Genomic DNA, 16,677 nt, shown 5'->3' on the forward strand with positions numbered 1-16,677 from the left:
CGCCGGTACCGGAGGTCAGGCCAGAGCACGCGCCAGTTCCCGGACGAGCGGCTCGCGCAGGGCCGGGGCGTCCACCTGCTCCACGCGCACGTTCGTGCAGTCCACCCACATAGCCGCCTCCAGCAGGGCCTGGGCCACCCCCGGGATCGCCTTGGAGTCCTCGAGCGTGACCTGCTTGGCGACCAGCGTGCGGCCCTCGCGCGCGGGGTCCACGCGGCCGACCAGCCGGCCGCCGGCGAGGACCGGCATCGCGAAGTAGCCGTACACGCGCTTCGGCTTGGGAACATACGCCTCCAGGCGGTGCGTGAAGCCGAAGATGCGCTCCGTGCGCGCCCGCTCCCAGATCAGGGAGTCGAAGGGCGACAGCAGCGTCGTACGGTGGCGGCCGCGCGGCGGGGTCTCCAGCGCCTCCGGGGCCGCCCAGGCGGCCTTGCCCCATCCCTCCACCGTCACCGGCACCAGGCCCGAGTCCGCGATCACCGCGTCCACCTGTTCGCCTTTGAGGCGGTGGTAGTCCGCGATGTCCGCGCGCGTGCCGACGCCGAGGGACTGGCCGGCCTGGCGGACGAGTCGGCGCAGACACTCGGTGTCGTCCAGCTCGTCGTGGAGCAGTGGCTCTGGCACGGCGCGCTCCGCGAGGTCGTACACCCGCTTCCAGCCGCGTCGCTCGACGCACACCACCTCGCCGTACATCAGCGCGCGCTCCACCGCGACCTTCGTGCCGGACCAGTCCCACCATTCACTGGTCTTCTTGGCGCCGCCCAAGTCGGTGGCCGTCAGCGGGCCTTCGCTGCGCAGCTGCTTGATGACCTGGTCGTAGACGCCGTCCGGGAGGGCGTGGTTCCAGTGCGGGCGGGAGCGGTAGGCGCGGCGGCGGAAGGCGAAGTGGGGCCACTCCTCGATGGGGAGCACGCACGCGGCGTGGGACCAGTACTCGAACGCATGGGGCCGGGACGCGTTCGCACCGTCGGACGGGGGTGTCCAGTACGCCGAGTCCACCGTCCTGCGGCCTATGGCGCCCAGGCGGGCGTACGGGATGAGTTCATGGGAGCGGGCGAGGACCGAGATGGTGTCGAGCTGGACCGCCCCAAGACGGCGCAGGACGCCGCCGACGCCGGACCTGCGGTCAGGAGCGCCGAGGAAGCCCTGGGCGCGCAGGGCGATGCGACGGGCTTCGTCGGCGGTCAGTTCTGTGACGGGGCGCGGAAGACTCGGCATGGTCACACGGTAGGGCGCGGTACTGACAACGCGGCGTGAGCCGGGCTTTCGTCCCTGGTCGTCGTCCCCGCGGGACGACCGCCCGCTAGGAGGTCCGGGAGGGTGCCGGCAGATACGGTGCCGCCGAGGGCAGTCCCAGGTCCGACGGCAGCAACGAGCCCACCCAGCAGTCCCGGCGCACCCCCTTGTTGTTGATCGCGGAGCGCAGGACGCCCTCGATGGTGAAGCCCGCGCGCTCGGCGACCGCTCGGGAGCCGGCGTTGCCCACCTCCGCACGCCACTCCATGCGGTCGACCGAGAGATGGATGAAGGCCCAGCGCGACGCGCCGAGCGTCGCTTCCGTGATGTAGCCGTTGCCCCGGTGTTCCTCCGCCGTCCAGAAGCCCACCTCGGCGACGCCCGGTGAGCGCATCGTCAGGCCGAGCATCCCCACCAGCGTCCCGGAGGGGAGGAACACGCCGAAAGTGAACATCGAGCCGTCCGCCCAGCCGTCGGGCGCCATCTGCCCGACGAACCCTTCCGCGTGCTCGCGCAGATACGGCGAAGGGATCGTGGTCCAGCGCTGGATGTCCGGGTCTTGCGCGGCCGCGTACACCGCATCCGCGTCCTGCGCACCCACAGTGCGCAGCAGGAGACGTTCGGTGGTCAGGGTGACGGGGTCCATCGCCCGATTCTGCTCGGGCCTCCGCCTAGGCGCCATGATTTTTCACACTGGGCCGTGGTGGCCCCGGACCCCGCCGCGCGCTCCCGCCACGCCGTTGTGCCCGCGCGCTCGTCACTGCGTGAAAGGCCCGTTACTTTTCGTGGCACGGACTCGGCACCTTCCGCCGCACCCGTCCGTTGTCCTAGTGGCTGTCACCGGCAGACCTCCCGGCGCGGTGGGGTCCTCGCTTACGATGGCCGTTGCTCAAGCTGTCCTACGTAACCGACCGTCCCAGGCCCGACCGGCAAGGAGACAAACCCCCGTGTCCGTCCTCTCGAAGATCATGCGTGCAGGCGAAGGCAAGATCCTGCGCAAGCTGCACCGCATCGCGGACCAGGTCAACTCCCTCGAAGAGGACTTCGTCGACCTCTCCGACGCCGAGCTGCGGGCCCTCACCGATGAGTACAAGCAGCGGTACGCCGACGGCGAAAGCCTCGACGACCTGCTGCCCGAGGCGTTCGCGACCGTCCGCGAGGCGGCCAAGCGCGTCCTGGGCCAGCGCCACTACGACGTGCAGCTGATGGGCGGCGCCGCGCTCCATCTCGGCTATGTCGCCGAGATGAAGACCGGTGAGGGCAAGACGCTCGTCGGCACCCTGCCCGCGTATCTGAACGCGCTGTCCGGAGACGGCGTCCACATCGTCACGGTCAACGACTACCTGGCCGAGCGCGACTCCGAGATGATGGGCCGCGTCCACAAGTTCCTCGGTCTGAACGTCGGCTGCATCCTCGCCAACATGACGCCGGCCCAGCGTCGCGAGCAGTACGGGTACGACATCACGTACGGCACGAACAACGAGTTCGGCTTCGACTACCTGCGCGACAACATGGCGTGGTCCCAGGACGAACTCGTCCAGCGCGGCCACAACTTCGCGATCGTCGACGAGGTCGACTCCATCCTGGTCGACGAGGCCCGTACGCCGCTGATCATCTCCGGCCCGGCCGACCAGGCCACCAAGTGGTACGGCGACTTCGCCAAGCTGGTCACGCGTCTGAAGAGGGGCGAGGCGGGCAACCCGATGAAGGGCGTCGAGGAGACCGGCGACTACGACGTCGACGAGAAGAAGCGTACGGTCGCCATCCACGAGTCCGGTGTCAGCAAGGTCGAGGACTGGCTGGGCATCGACAACCTCTACGAGTCGGTGAACACCCCGCTGGTGGGCTACCTGAACAACGCGATCAAGGCCAAGGAACTCTTCAAGAAGGACAAGGACTACGTCGTCATCGACGGCGAGGTCATGATCGTCGACGAGCACACCGGCCGTATCCTCGCCGGCCGCCGTTACAACGAGGGCATGCACCAGGCGATCGAGGCGAAGGAAGGGGTGGACATCAAGGACGAGAACCAGACACTCGCCACGATCACCCTCCAGAACTTCTTCCGCCTCTACAAGAAGCTCTCCGGCATGACCGGTACGGCGATGACCGAGGCCGCCGAGTTCCACCAGATCTACAAGCTCGGCGTGGTCCCGATCCCGACCAACAAGCCGATGATCCGCAACGACCAGTCGGACCTGATCTACCGCACCGAGGTGGCCAAGTTCGAGGCGGTCGTCGACGACATCGCCGAGAAGCACGAGAAGGGCCAGCCGATCCTCGTCGGCACCACCTCGGTCGAGAAGTCCGAGTACCTCTCGCAGCAGCTCGCCAAGCGCGGCATCCAGCACGAGGTGCTCAACGCCAAGCAGCACGACCGCGAGGCCGTGATCGTCGCCCAGGCCGGCCGCAAGGGCGCCGTGACCGTGGCCACCAACATGGCCGGCCGTGGTACGGACATCAAGCTCGGCGGCAACCCCGAGGACCTCGCCGAAGCCGAGCTGCGCCAGCGTGGGCTCGACCCCGAGGAGCACATCGAGGAGTGGGCCGGGGCCCTGCCCGCCGCCCTGGAGCGGGCCGAGCTGGCGGTCAAGGCCGAGAAGGACGAGGTCGAGGAGCTCGGCGGCCTGTACGTGCTGGGCACCGAGCGGCACGAGTCGCGCCGTATCGACAACCAGCTGCGCGGTCGTAGTGGCCGTCAGGGCGACCCCGGCGAGTCCCGCTTCTACCTCTCTTTGGGCGACGACCTGATGCGCCTGTTCAAGGCCCAGATGGTCGAGCGCGTCATGTCGATGGCCAACGTGCCGGACGACGTGCCGATCGAGAACAAGATGGTCACGCGCGCGATCGCGTCCGCCCAGTCGCAGGTCGAGCAGCAGAACTTCGAGACCCGGAAGAACGTCCTCAAGTACGACGAGGTCCTCAACCGGCAGCGTGAGGTCATCTACGGCGAGCGGCGCCGTGTCCTGGAGGGTGAGGACCTGCACGAGCAGATCCAGCACTTCATGGACGACACGATCGACGCCTACGTCGCCGCCGAGACGGCCGAGGGCTTCGCCGAGGAATGGGACCTGGATCGGCTGTGGGGCGCCTTCAAGCAGCTCTACCCGGTGCGGGTCACCGTCGAGGAGCTGGAGGAGGAGACCGGTGACCGGGCCGGGCTGACCGCCGAGTTCGTCGCCGAGTCCATCAAGGACGACATCCACGAGCAGTACGAACAGCGTGAGACGCAGCTCGGCTCCGAGATCATGCGTGAGCTGGAGCGCCGGGTCGTGCTGTCGGTCCTGGACCGCAAGTGGCGTGAGCACCTCTACGAGATGGACTACCTCCAGGAGGGCATCGGCCTGCGCGCGATGGCGCAGAAGGACCCGCTGGTCGAGTACCAGCGCGAGGGCTTCGACATGTTCACCGCGATGATGGAGGGCATCAAGGAGGAGTCCGTCGGCTACCTGTTCAACCTGGAGGTCCAGGTCGAGCAGCAGGTCGAGGAGGTCCCCGTCGAGGACGCCAAGACGTCCCTGGAGAAGGAAGAGGCGGTGGCGGCGCAGGCCGCCCGCCCGGAGATCCGCGCCAAGGGGCTGGACGCCCCGCAGCGCCGCGAGCGGCTGCACTTCTCCGCGCCGACCGTGGACGGCGAGGGCGGCATCATCGAGGGCGACTTCGTCGGCGACGACGAGCCGGTGCGCTCGGAGGCGGACGGTCTCACGCGCGCGGAGCGCCGCAGGCAGGCGAAGGGCGGACGGCGCCGCAAGAAGTGACGCTGCCGCCGGCGACACTGCCGTGGTGAGGGGCCGGGCACCCGAGGGTGCCCGGCCCCTCGTGTCGTTCGCGTCAGTCGTCGTCCGCCCGGGGCATCCGGGGCCCGCCCAGCTCCACCGCCGTGCAGCGCCAGCGGTGGTCCGGTCCGCACTCCAGGCGGAACGCCATCGCACGCAGCCGGTCGCCCGCGGCGATGCGGGCGAAGGCCTCGATGGCGCCGGGGCGGGGGACGTAGTAGCCGATGTCGCGGACGACCGGGTGGCTGCCGCTGCGCAGCGGGCCACGTTCGGCGAGCCACGCCAGCTCGTCGTAGGCCCGGCCGACGGTGTGGCGGAGCATGCTGTGCACCGGTCGCCGGCCGCTCAGCACGGACACGAGACGGTCGGCGAAGAGATCGGTCGGGCGGGGCTGGGGGACCGGTCCCGGGGCGGCGGGAGCAGCCGTGCGGGACGTGCCCCGGCCCGGTGCGGGGTGGCGGGGTGCGGGCCCGGGGCGTCGGGTGTCGTGGCGGACCGGTGGACGGCCGCCCGGGTGCCGCCTGACCCCGGTCGTCGGCTTGTTCCTGGTCATCACCTTGTTCATGTGGGAATCCCCGTTTCGCGGGACCGGCGGATACCGGTCGGTAACTTCTCGATGGGGATCTTGTACGAGGTGGGGGACCCGCCCCGCAAGGAAGCCGGGAGCGCGCCGAGGCGGCCGACGGGTTCACCTATCAGGATGAGAGGCAGGCCCGGAAACCTTGGTCCCGCGGGAGCGCGCCGGGTGATCCACAGGCGTTCCGATTGACGTTCGGGAAGGCGGCGGCCGGGACCCGAAGGGGGACGCCCGCACGTATCCTGGGGTGACTCGCCGGAGGCGCGGGGGCGATCTCCGCGGGGCCCCGCAGGGGCCCTCCGGCCGCCCTCATCGACTACGAAAGCGGCTCGCCATGCGCGTCTACGTCCCTCTGACCCTCCCCGGTCTCGCCGAGGCGTACAAGACGGGTGAGCTGGGTGCGGGACCGCTGGCGGCCTATGCCGTCACGCCCGCGTTGCGCGAGTGGTACCTCTCCGACGACATCGAGGAGCTGGAGTACGCGGCGCTCAACCGGGCCGCACTGGCCTCGCTGCGGCTGCTCGCGGCCGACCCGGGGGCGCCGCGGCGACGCGTGGTCGTCGCGGTCGACGTACCGGACGGCGCCGCGGCCGCCGATCCCGACCGGGCCCTGGACCCGGCGGCCCTCGGCGAGGTGCGGGTCGCCGGGCCCGTACCGCTGGACAAGGCAGCCGCGGTGCACGCCGACGCCGACGACGCGGAGGCGGACGTGACCGCGGCGGCCGAGGCGGTGGCGGCGGCGGACGGCGGCGACGACGACGCGCAGTTCGTGGTGGACGGTGCCGAGGACCACGAGCTGCTCTGGTACGCGACGCAGGAGATTCCCCAGCTGCTCGGGCCGGGGGCCTGACCTGGCGATTCTCCCCCCGTCCTCTTGGCATCGGGGCCGGCGGGCACGTGATTGTCGGTGGGGTCGGGTACGTTTTCGGGCATGGGGACGTACGCAAGCGCGCACATCGTCTGGGACTGGAACGGGACGCTGTTCCACGACAATGACGCGATCGTCGGGGCGACGAACGCCGCCTTCGCCGAACTCGGTCTGGAGCCGATCACGCTGGAGAAGTACCGGGCGTTGTACTGCGTGCCGGTTCCCAGGTTCTACGAGCGGCTGATGGGGCGGCTGCCGACGGACGCCGAGTGGGAGGTCATGGACGAGGCCTTCCACCGGTACTACGCGGAGAACCGGATCCGGTGCGGGCTCACCGAGGGCGCCGCGGACCTGCTCGCGGGATGGCGGTCGGCGGGCCGCAGCCAGTCGCTCCTGAGCATGTACGGGCACGACGAGCTCGTCCCGCTGGTCCGGGGCTTCGGGATCGAGACGCACTTCCTGCGCGTGGACGGACGGACCGGACCCTCCGGGGGCAGCAAGGCCGAACACATGGTCCGGCACATACGGGCGCTGGACGGCGTGGAGCCGACGCGCACGGTGGTCATCGGGGACGCCGCGGACGACGCGGTCGCGGCCCGGCACGTCGGAGCGCTGGCGGTTCTGTACACCGGGGGCTCACACGGCCGTGCCAGCCTCGAGGAGGTCGGCGTTCCGGTGGTGGACACGCTGGCCGAGGCGGTCGCGGAGGCCGAGCGACTCGCGGCGTGAGCGGATGCGGCGCTTGGGGGTGCCGCACCGAGTGGACTCAGGTCACCGGCGCCTTGGCGCGCAGGACCGTCAGGAATTCGCGCATCCAGCGGGAGTGGTCGGGCCAGGCGCGCGAGGAGACGAGGGTGCCGTCGACGACCGCCTCGGCGTCCTGGAAGGTGGCACCTGCCGCCTGCATGTCCAGCTCCAGCGCGGGATAGGCCGTGACGCGCCGCCCGCGCAGGGCGTCGACCGCGGCGGTGAGCAGGGGACCGTGGCAGATCTGGGCCACCGGCTTGTCGGTGTCGAAGAACGACTTGAGGATCTTGCGGAGTTCGGGGTCGTTGCGGAGGTACTCCGGGGCGCGGCCGCCGGGGATGACGATGGCGACGTAGTCACCGGGGTCGACCTCGGAGAAGGCGAGGTCGGCGGGCCAGGTGTAGCCGGGCTTCTCGGTGTACGTGTCGAAGCCGGGTTCGAAGTCATGGACGACGAAGCGGAGTGTCTTGCGGGTGGGGGCCGCGATATGGACCTCGTACCCCTCCTCACGCAGACGCTGGTAGGGATACAGGACTTCCAGTGATTCTGCCGCGTCGCCGGTGACGATCAGGATCTTCTGCGTCATGTTCGCTGTGCTCCCCTCGGTCGTGCGGACGGCTCCGTCGGGTGCTTCTGGCAACGTGCCCGAGGTCGAGGTCGCCCCCCTGAGGGGGCCTCGTACCGCTCGTACAGACGTGCTCGCCGTTCGTACAGCCATGCTCGCACCGACGGCACTGCACGGCATCGCTCCCTTCGCCCCTGTGCAGAACGTCAAAGTTCGGCCCCCTGTTTTGTACACATACGGCTCATGACGTGCCCCCTGTGATGAGCGATAGCCTGGTGGCGTGATCAGCGCGATACCTCGCGGGGACGTCGTCGTCCCTGCCCTGCGCCCGGTGAGCACGGATGACATCCGTGACCGGGCGGCGGTCGCTGATCCTGGCAGGCGGGGCCGGTCGGAAAGGGCGCCGCAGGCGCCCGGCACGACGACCGGAGCGCCGGGGACGCGGGAGGCGCACAGCGCGCCGAGACAAGCGTCACATTCGCCGAGGGTGTCGGAATTGGCCGATAACCCCCCACCTTTCTCTCCATGCGGCATAGCGTCGAACCAGACCGGACACCCCGCGTCGCGGCGTCATGTGGGAGAAGAGACCGTATTTCCTTCTACGTCACGCAACGGCGCGCGACAGGAGCCAGAGGACAATGCAGACCAAGCTGGACGAAGCCAAGGCCGAGCTGCTCGAGAGGGCCGCCCGGGTAGCTGAGAACAGCCCGGTCGGGGGGCACCTACCGACTGGGACGACGGGCGAGGGCACCCCGGACCGGGACACCGTGCTCGCGTTCCTCCAGCGTTATTACCTGCACACCGCCCCGGAGGACCTTGCCGACCGCGACCCGGTCGATGTCTTCGGAGCCGCGATCTCGCACTACAGACTGGCCGAGACGCGCCCGCAGGGCACGGCCAGTGTGCGGGTCCACACCCCGACCGTGGAGGAGAACGGCTGGACCTGCAGTCACTCCGTCGTCGAGGTCGTCACCGACGACATGCCCTTCCTGGTCGACTCCGTCACGAACGAGCTGTCGCGGCAGGGGCGCGGGATCCACGTCGTCATCCACCCCCAGTTCGTCGTCCGCCGCGACCTGACCGGCAAGCTCCTGGAAGTGCTGCCCGACGCGTCCGGCGGCGAGCTGCCGCACGACGCGCACATCGAGTCGTGGATCCACGTCGAGATGGACCGGGAGACCGACCGCGCCGACCTGAAGCAGATCACCGCGGATCTGATGCGCGTCCTGTCCGACGTCCGCGAGGCCGTCGAGGACTGGGAGAAGATGCGCGAATGCGCGCTGCGCATCGCCGAGGGACTCCAGAAGGAGTCCGCGCCCACGGATCTGCCCGTGGCGAAGCTGGAGGAGGCCGGCGAGCTGCTGCGCTGGCTGGCCGCCGACCACTTCACCTTCCTCGGCTACCGCGAGTACGAGCTGCGCGACGACGACGTGCTGGCCGCCGTGCCCGGCACCGGGCTCGGCATACTGCGATCGGACCCGCACCACGTGGGGGACGACCACCACCCGGTGAGCCCGTCCTTCGAGCGGCTGCCCGCCGACGCCCGTGCCAAGGCCCGCGAGCACAAGCTGCTGGTCCTCACCAAGGCCAACAGCCGCGCCACCGTGCACCGGCCGTCGTACCTCGACTACGTCGGCGTGAAGAAGTTCGACGAGCACGGCAACGTGGTCGGCGAGCGCCGCTTCCTCGGCCTGTTCTCGTCCGCCGCCTACACCGAGTCCGTACGCCGCGTGCCGGTCATCCGGCGCAAGGTCGAAGAGGTGCTCCAGGGCGCCGGGTTCTCGCCCAACAGCCACGACGGCCGCGACCTGCTCCAGATTCTGGAGACCTACCCGCGCGACGAGCTGTTCCAGACCCCGACCGACGAGCTGCGCACCATCGCCACCTCCGTCCTCTACCTCCAGGAGCGCCGCCGGCTGCGGCTGTACCTGCGCCAGGACGAGTACGGGCGCTACTACTCGGCCCTCGTCTACCTGCCGCGCGACCGCTACACCACCGGTGTTCGGTTGCGGATCATCGACATCCTCAAAGAGGAGCTCGGCGGCACCAGCGTCGACTTCACGGCCTGGAACACCGAGTCGATCCTCTCCCGGCTGCACTTCGTGGTCCGCGTCCCGCAGGGCACGGAACTGCCGCAACTGTCCGACGTCGACAAGGAGCGCATCGAGGCCCGCCTCGCCGAGGCGGCCCGCTCCTGGACCGACGCCTTCAACGAGGCGCTGAACGCCGAACTCGGCGAGGAGCACGCGGCCGAGCTGCAGCGCAGCTACGCGGGCGCCTTCCCCGAGGGGTACAAGGCCGACCACACACCACGTGCCGCGGTCGCCGACCTTGTGCACCTGGAGCAGCTCACCACCGAGGAGGGCGGCAGGAACTTCGCCCTCAGCCTGTACGAGCCTGTGGGTGTCGGCCCTCGCGAGCGCCGCTTCAAGATCTACCGCAAGGGCGAGGCGGTCTCTCTGTCCGCCGTGCTGCCGGTGCTCAACCGGCTCGGCGTGGAGGTCGTCGACGAGCGGCCGTACGAGCTGCGCTGCGCGGACCACACGGTCGCGTGGATCTACGACTTCGGTCTGCGGCTGCCCGCCTCGTTCAGCGACAACGGCGAGATCCTGGCCGACGACGCCCGTGAGCGGTTCCAGGACGCCTTCGCCGCCACCTGGACCGGACAGGCCGAGAACGACGGCTTCAACGCCCTTGTGCTGAGCGCCGGACTCACCTGGCGCCAGGCGATGGTGCTGCGCGCGTACGCCAAGTACCTGCGCCAGGCCGGTTCGACCTTCAGCCAGGACTACATGGAGGACACCCTCCGCAACAATGTCCACACCACCCGGCTGCTGGTCTCCCTCTTCGAGGCACGGATGTCGCCGGAGCGGCAGCGGGCCGGCGTGGAGCTGACCGACGCCCTGCTGGAGGAGCTGGACGCCGCTCTCGACCAGGTCGCCTCGCTCGACGAGGACCGGATCCTGCGGTCCTTCCTCACTCTGATCAAGGCGACCCTGCGCACCAACTTCTTCCAGGAGGCCAGGGGCGGCAAGCCGCACGACTACATCTCCATGAAGTTCGACCCGCAGGCCATCCCCGATCTTCCGGCGCCGCGTCCGGCGTACGAGATCTGGGTGTACTCGCCGCGTGTCGAGGGCGTGCACCTGCGCTTCGGCAAGGTCGCGCGCGGCGGCCTGCGCTGGTCCGACCGGCGCGAGGACTTCCGCACCGAGATCCTCGGCCTGGTCAAGGCGCAGATGGTGAAGAACACCGTCATCGTGCCGGTGGGCGCGAAGGGCGGGTTCGTCGCCAAGCAGCTGCCCGACCCGGCCGTGGACCGTGACGCATGGCTCGCGGAGGGAATCCGCAGCTACCGGACGTTCATCTCGGCGCTGCTGGACATCACCGACAACATGGTGGCCGGCGAGGTCGTGCCGCCCGCGGACGTGGTCCGGCACGACTCGGACGACACCTATCTCGTGGTCGCCGCGGACAAGGGCACGGCGACGTTCTCGGACATCGCCAACGAGGTCGCGGAGAAATACAACTTCTGGCTCGGCGACGCCTTCGCCTCCGGCGGCTCGGCGGGCTACGACCACAAGAAGATGGGCATCACGGCCCGCGGTGCCTGGGAGTCCGTGAAGCGGCACTTCCGGGAGCTGGGTGTCAACACCCAGGCCGAGGACTTCACGGTCGTCGGCATCGGCGACATGTCCGGTGACGTGTTCGGCAACGGCATGCTGCTGTCCGAGCACATCCGCCTGGTCGCGGCCTTCGACCACCGGCACATCTTCATCGACCCGCACCCGGAAGCGGAGACCTCGTACGCGGAGCGCCGCCGGCTGTTCGAGCTGCCGCGCTCCTCGTGGGCGGACTACGACACCGAGCTGCTGTCGGCCGGCGGTGGTGTGTTCCCGCGGTCGGCCAAGGCGATCCCGATCAACGCGCACATCCGTGAGGCCCTCGGCATCGCGGGCTCCGTCACCAAGATGACCCCGGCCGACCTGATGCGGGCCATTCTCAAGGCGCCGGTCGACCTGCTGTGGAACGGCGGCATCGGCACGTACGTCAAGTCCTCCGCGGAGTCGAACGCGGACGTCGGCGACAAGGCCAACGACGCCATCCGTGTGGACGGGCGCGGCCTGCAGGTCAAGGTGGTCGGCGAGGGCGGCAACCTGGGCCTGACCCAGCTGGGCCGGATCGAGTTCGCGCAGCAGGGCGGAAAGATCAACACGGACGCCATCGACAACAGCGCGGGCGTGGACACCTCCGACCATGAAGTGAACATCAAGATCCTGCTCAACGCGGTCGTGGCCAACAGCGACCTCACCGTCAAGCAGCGCAACCAGCTGCTCGCCGAGATGACCGACGAGGTCGGCACCCTGGTGCTGCGCAACAACTACGCGCAGAACGTGGCGATCGCCAACGCCCTGTTCCAGTCGAAGGACATGTTGCACGCGCAGCAGCGGTTCATCCGCCATCTGGTGCGCGAGGGTCACCTCGACCGGGCGCTGGAGTTCATGCCCAACGACCGGCAGATCCGCGAGCGGCTCAACTCCGGTCAGGGCCTGACCGGACCGGAGACGGCCGTCCTGCTGGCGTACACGAAGATCACGGTCTCCAAGGAACTGCTGGAGACGCAGCTGCCCGACGACCCGTATCTGCGCAGCCTGCTGCACGCGTACTTCCCGACGGCCCTGCGCGAGCGGTTCGCCCAGCAGATCCACAACCACGCGCTGAGCCGTGAGATCGTGACGACCCTTCTCGTCAACGACACGGTCAACACGGGTGGTACGAGCTTCCTGCACCGTCTGCGCGAGGAGACGGGCGCCTCGCTGGAGGAGATCGTGCGGGCGCAGACCGCGTCCCGTGCCATCTTCCACTCCGGCGCGGTGTGGGACGCGGTGGAGGCCCTGGACAACGAGGTCGACGCCGACGTCCAGACCCGGATCCGTCTGCACTCCCGCCGACTGGTCGAGCGCGGCACGCGCTGGCTGCTCAACAACCGGCCGCAGCCGCTGCAACTCGCCGAGACGGTGGAGTTCTTCGGGGACCGCGTCGATCAGGTCTGGAGGGAGCTGCCCAAGCTGCTGCGCGGCGCCGACCTGGAATGGTGGCAGAAGATCTACGACGAGCTGACGGGCGCCGGCGTGCCGGACGAACTCGCCACGCGGGTCGCCGGATTCTCCTCCGCCTTCCCGGCGCTCGACATCGTCTCGGTGGCCGACCGCATGGGCAAGGACCCGATGGCCGTCGCGGAGGTCTACTACGAACTCGCCGACCGGCTGGGGATCACCAAGCTCATGGACCGCATCATCGAGCTGCCGCGCGCCGACCGGTGGCAGTCGATGGCCCGTGCGTCGATCCGCGAGGACCTGTACGCGGCCCACGCCGGTCTGACCGCCGACGTCCTGGCGGTGGGCAACGGCAGCTCCACGCCCGAGCAGCGGTTCAAGGCCTGGGAGGAGAGGAACGCGGCGATCCTCGCGAGGGCGCGCACCACTCTCGACGAGATCTCCGGCTCGGACTCCTTCGATCTCGCGAATCTGTCGGTCGCGATGCGCACGATGCGCACGCTGCTTCGGACGCACAGCTAGGTCCGGTACGGCCGGTCCTCCGGTACGACGGCGGGGGCGCTCCAACGGCGTTGGGGCGCCCTCGTTCGCGTATCCGGGCATCATCCTCCGATTCGTCGTCCCGGCCCCGCCTTCTTGCCATCAACTTGGGGAATTCCGGCGTTGAATTTACCCTTTCCTGCTAAACGGGACATTTGGGCTAGGGTTTGGCCTGATCGCCGGACGAGTGTGGAGGACCCGTACCTGTGACTGTGAACCTCTCCGAGCAGCGACCCCAGGTCGCTCGCCCGGTTGCCGAGACCGTCGTCCCCGCCCCCGTCCCGGCGTTCGCCCGGGTCCGGCGGCTCGTAGTCGAGGTGGCCAAGTTCGGGGTCGTCGGCGGCAGCGGTGTCGCGGTCAACTTCCTCGTCTTCAACTTCCTGCTGCATGCGGCGAGTTGGGCGCCCATGACAGCGACCGTGTTCGCCAGCGTCGTCGCGATGGGCACCAACTACCTGGGTTTCCGCTTCTTCGCCTACCGGGACCGGTCGTCGCGCACCGGGCAGCAGATCGCCCTGTTCTTCGTCTTCAGCGGAATCGGCGTGATGATGGAGAGCCTGCTGTTCTACATCGGCTACCGAGGGCTGGACATGAACGGTTCACTCGGGTCCAACGTCGCCAAGGCGCTGTCGATCGTGCTGGCATCGGCGTTCCGCTTCCTGGTGTACCGGACGTGGGTCTTCCAGCACGAGGCGAAGCAGGGCGCCGGCGCGCGATGAGCCTGCTGGGGACGGGCGGGGCCGACGGGGCAGGAGGGGCCACCGGGACCACCGGGGCGGAGACGGGGACCGAGGGCCCGAAGCGCCCCTGGAGCGCACCCGCGAACGCCCGTACGCGGCGCGGAACAGGCGGAGTCGCGCTGTGGGCGGTCGCGGGCCTGCTCGTCGTACTGATGCTGTTCGTGATCGTCCGGCTTCCGTGGGACGGCGATCTCGGTATGCACGCCGCGACCGTGCAGCGGCTGCGGCATCGGCTGCTCGACCCCGGCAATCCGCTGGTCGACGCGAACACGCCCAGCCCGTACTACTCACCGTGGACCGTGTTCCTCGGCGTCGTCGCCCGCCTCACGGGGCTGTCCGTCTGGGTCGTGCTGCGCATCGGCGCGCTGATCGGCCTGGCGCTGCTGGTGACGGGACTGTGGCGCTACGTCCGCACGTTGAGCGACCGGCGTCTTGCCCCGCCGCTCGCCTTCTTGTGCGTGGTGTTCCTGTGGGGCACGAAGGTGTTCAACTGGAGCGGCTTCCTCGGGCTCAACTCGCTGGCACTGACCGTGGCTTACCCCAGCGTGTTCGCGCTGGGGCTCGCCTTCCACTTCTGGGCGCTGCTGACACGGGGGCTGAAGGGCGAGCCCGCCGGATGGGCCGTCTTCCTCGGGCTCGGTGCGCTGTGGGCGGTGATCCTGCTCAGCCATCAGTTCACCGGGGTGGTGGCGACGCTGGGAGCGCTGGCGACGGTGGTGGGGGCCCGGGCCGGCGGCCGGGCCCTGCCGCGACTCGGGGCCGGGATGCTGCTCGGGGTCGTGCTCCTTGCGGTGTGGCCGTACTACAACTTCTTCGCGTTGTTCCGCGTGGGCGGTCTCGAGGCGATCCACCGGTCGCTGTACCAGCATCTGTTCGTGCGTTTCTGTCTTGTGCTGGTCGGAGTGGCGGCGCTGGTGGTCCGGGTGCGGCGGGACCGACGGGATCCTCTGGCGTTGTTCCTCCTGCTCGGGGTGGTGGTGTTCGCGGTGGGCGCGCTGAGCGGGCACTACTCGTGGGGCCGGGTGCTGCCGGCGGTGCTGATCCCCGCGCAGATCGCGGCGGCCGTGGAGGTGGCCGGGGCGGCGCGGGGGGCGCTGCGGAACGCGGCAGCCGGTGTGCTGGCCCCCGCGCTGGCCGTCGGGGCATGGACGCAGGCGCAGACCGTGGGCTACGTGGTGGGGCGAGGCGCCCTGCCCGGAGCGGTCGCAGCGAAGTACCGGGTCCCGTGGTCGGGGTATCACTGGATCACGCCGTGGGTGCGGTACGGGGACGTGGTGATGGCGAAGACCTATCCCGCGCGGCAGATTCCCGCGTACGGGGCGTACACCGTGGCGCCGGGGTATCCGGACTTCTTCCTGCCGGATGACGGGCGGCGGGAGGCGGCCGTGGAGACGTACTTCGGGGCGGGAGCGTCCCGGAGCGCGCGCCTTCGCATGCTGCGGTCCTACGGAGTGCGGTGGGTGGTGCAACGGCCGTCGGACGGCGGGTTGCCGCCGGGAGACCGGGTCTTGCGGCGGGTGGCCGTGGGGGCGAGAGGAGACGTTCTGTACGAGGTGGTGCGCTGAGGGGCGTCCTCGCGCGCCCCCACCGTCAGCGCAACGGGCTTCTCACCGGTCGTTCTCCTTCAGCGGCGAGTGGCGGACGCCCTCGAAGCCGGGGCGCCGGTGGTGCTCCGGGCCGCCGGCGCACGGCGGCCCGGGAGGCGCGGGCGAAGAAGTCCCGCGCCTCCCGGGCCGCCGTGCGCCGGGTGGAGCGGACGTGGTTCGCGACCAGTACGTCGGCCGAGTCGGCGAGTTCCGCGGTGCGTTCGGCGATCGCGCGCAAGGCGCCGGTGGGCAGTCCGTCCTTGCCGTGCACGAAGTGCGGCCGACGGCCCGGGCGGCGCCCGCCGCGCCGTCGCTCGTGCCCTCGGGCAGCGGCAGCACCACCATCCGGGGATCCCGCCGCGCGGCACTCTCTCTGCTGCCGGGCCCCGTCACCGACGGCGGCGACGACCGCCTCGGTCTCGGTGAAGGGCCGGGCGGAGAGGGTGTCGAGGAGTTTGCCCAGGTGACCTTGGAGATCGGGGCCGTGGACGATGACACTCAGCCCTGGTTGCACGCGGCCTTTCTGTCCTTCCGAGGCCCCCGGCGGCACTGTCTCGCCGGAGGGGACCTGCTCGAGTGCGCTGCCGCGTCTCAGGAGGGAAGAGGCGCTTTCGCGGCCGCGGGTTCCTTTTTCTGCGGATTCGGTGACTTCGGGGGGGTTTTGCCCTTGGGCTTGTCGCTGCCGCCCGTGAACGCCTCGTACGCCTCGAGGACCTCATCGGTCGGGCCGTCCATGCGCAGCTCGCCGCGCTCCAGCCAGAGCGTCCGGTCGCAGGTGTCGCGGATCGCGCCGTTGCTGTGGCTGACCAGGAAGACCGTGCCCGCCTTCTCGCGCAGTTCGCGGATGCGCTTCTCGGACCGCCTCTGGAAGGCGCGGTCGCCGGTGGCGAGGGCCTCGTCGATGAGGAGCACGTCGTGGTCCTTGGCGGCGGCGATCGAGAAGCGCAGGCGGGCGCCCATGCCGGAGGAGTACGTCCGCATGGGG

Annotated in this window: 12 protein-coding genes; 6 read left to right on the top strand and 6 right to left on the bottom strand. The window is 69.8% G+C overall.

Going from position 1 to position 16,677, the window contains the following annotated elements; translation table 11 throughout:
- Positions 1–15: 15 nt before the first annotated feature.
- Both VXC91_RS22480 and VXC91_RS22485 read right to left on the bottom strand, forming a co-directional pair.
- Complete coding sequence (locus VXC91_RS22480) at positions 16–1,218, bottom strand: winged helix-turn-helix domain-containing protein (RefSeq protein ID WP_329509112.1); 1,203 nt, start codon at positions 1,216–1,218, stop codon at positions 16–18.
- A gap of 85 nt (positions 1,219–1,303) precedes the next feature.
- Positions 1,304–1,882 (bottom strand): GNAT family N-acetyltransferase, encoded by a 579-nt coding sequence (locus tag VXC91_RS22485; RefSeq protein WP_329509113.1) that lies wholly within the window; start codon positions 1,880–1,882, stop codon positions 1,304–1,306.
- Positions 1,883–2,183: 301 nt separating this feature from the next.
- Here VXC91_RS22485 and secA point away from each other — a divergent pair, with 301 nt between their 5' ends.
- A complete protein-coding gene (secA, locus tag VXC91_RS22490; protein ID WP_329509114.1) occupies positions 2,184–4,994 on the top strand; it encodes a preprotein translocase subunit SecA in 2,811 nt (936 codons plus the stop codon).
- Between the two features lie 73 nt (positions 4,995–5,067).
- On the opposite strand, the gene VXC91_RS22495 is transcribed toward secA, so the two are convergent.
- The gene (locus VXC91_RS22495) at positions 5,068–5,577 is read right to left on the bottom strand and encodes an Rv3235 family protein (protein ID WP_329509115.1); all 510 of its coding nucleotides are present in this window, start codon (positions 5,575–5,577) and stop codon (positions 5,068–5,070) included.
- 346 nt (positions 5,578–5,923) lie between these two features.
- Here VXC91_RS22495 and VXC91_RS22500 point away from each other — a divergent pair, with 346 nt between their 5' ends.
- Entirely contained in the window at positions 5,924–6,439 is a 516-nt protein-coding gene (locus VXC91_RS22500) for a DUF6912 family protein (RefSeq protein ID WP_329509116.1), read from the top strand.
- A gap of 81 nt (positions 6,440–6,520) precedes the next feature.
- The gene (locus VXC91_RS22505; protein ID WP_329509117.1) at positions 6,521–7,186 is read left to right on the top strand and encodes an HAD family hydrolase; all 666 of its coding nucleotides are present in this window, start codon (positions 6,521–6,523) and stop codon (positions 7,184–7,186) included.
- Positions 7,187–7,223: 37 nt separating this feature from the next.
- Here VXC91_RS22505 and VXC91_RS22510 read toward each other — a convergent pair whose 3' ends face one another.
- Positions 7,224–7,790 carry a DJ-1/PfpI family protein gene (locus tag VXC91_RS22510; RefSeq protein WP_329509118.1) on the bottom strand — a complete coding sequence of 189 codons (567 nt, stop codon included), beginning with the start codon at positions 7,788–7,790 and terminating at the stop codon, positions 7,224–7,226.
- 617 nt (positions 7,791–8,407) lie between these two features.
- Here VXC91_RS22510 and VXC91_RS22515 point away from each other — a divergent pair.
- The 3 genes from VXC91_RS22515 to VXC91_RS22525 all read left to right on the top strand — a co-directional run bounded on the left by VXC91_RS22515 (position 8,408) and on the right by VXC91_RS22525 (position 15,671).
- Positions 8,408–13,348, top strand: coding sequence for an NAD-glutamate dehydrogenase (locus tag VXC91_RS22515; protein ID WP_329509119.1), 4,941 nt, complete (start codon positions 8,408–8,410; stop codon positions 13,346–13,348).
- A 224-nt stretch (positions 13,349–13,572) separates the two neighbouring features.
- On the top strand, positions 13,573–14,085 hold the full coding sequence (locus VXC91_RS22520) for a GtrA family protein (protein ID WP_329509120.1): 513 nt from the start codon (positions 13,573–13,575) through the stop codon (positions 14,083–14,085).
- Entirely contained in the window at positions 14,082–15,671 is a 1,590-nt protein-coding gene (locus VXC91_RS22525) for a hypothetical protein (protein ID WP_408057442.1), read from the top strand. The genes VXC91_RS22520 and VXC91_RS22525 overlap by 4 nt, the downstream gene beginning before the upstream one ends.
- A gap of 25 nt (positions 15,672–15,696) precedes the next feature.
- Here VXC91_RS22525 and VXC91_RS22530 read toward each other — a convergent pair whose 3' ends face one another.
- Positions 15,697–16,206, bottom strand: a complete 510-nt coding sequence (locus VXC91_RS22530) for a hypothetical protein (protein ID WP_329509121.1) — start codon at positions 16,204–16,206, stop codon at positions 15,697–15,699.
- A 77-nt stretch (positions 16,207–16,283) separates the two neighbouring features.
- Positions 16,284–16,677: ABC transporter ATP-binding protein (locus VXC91_RS22535; protein WP_408057443.1), on the bottom strand; the 394-nt coding region annotated here is incomplete at its 5' end.

Source organism: Streptomyces chiangmaiensis, from assembly GCF_036281785.1.
Lineage (GTDB): Bacteria > Actinomycetota > Actinomycetes > Streptomycetales > Streptomycetaceae > Streptomyces > Streptomyces chiangmaiensis.

Excerpts from the sequence above, each read along its gene's own strand:
- VXC91_RS22515 (WP_329509119.1), top strand. The coding sequence starts at position 8,408 with ATGCAGACCAAGCTGGACGAAGCCAAGGCCGAGCTGCTCGAGAGGGCC.
- VXC91_RS22510 (WP_329509118.1), bottom strand. The coding sequence starts at position 7,790 with ATGACGCAGAAGATCCTGATCGTCACCGGCGACGCGGCAGAATCACTG.
- VXC91_RS22525 (WP_408057442.1), top strand. The coding sequence starts at position 14,082 with ATGAGCCTGCTGGGGACGGGCGGGGCCGACGGGGCAGGAGGGGCCACC.
- VXC91_RS22480 (WP_329509112.1), bottom strand. The coding sequence starts at position 1,218 with ATGCCGAGTCTTCCGCGCCCCGTCACAGAACTGACCGCCGACGAAGCC.
- VXC91_RS22505 (WP_329509117.1), top strand. The coding sequence starts at position 6,521 with ATGGGGACGTACGCAAGCGCGCACATCGTCTGGGACTGGAACGGGACG.
- VXC91_RS22495 (WP_329509115.1), bottom strand. The coding sequence starts at position 5,577 with ATGAACAAGGTGATGACCAGGAACAAGCCGACGACCGGGGTCAGGCGG.
- VXC91_RS22500 (WP_329509116.1), top strand. The coding sequence starts at position 5,924 with ATGCGCGTCTACGTCCCTCTGACCCTCCCCGGTCTCGCCGAGGCGTAC.
- VXC91_RS22485 (WP_329509113.1), bottom strand. The coding sequence starts at position 1,882 with ATGGACCCCGTCACCCTGACCACCGAACGTCTCCTGCTGCGCACTGTG.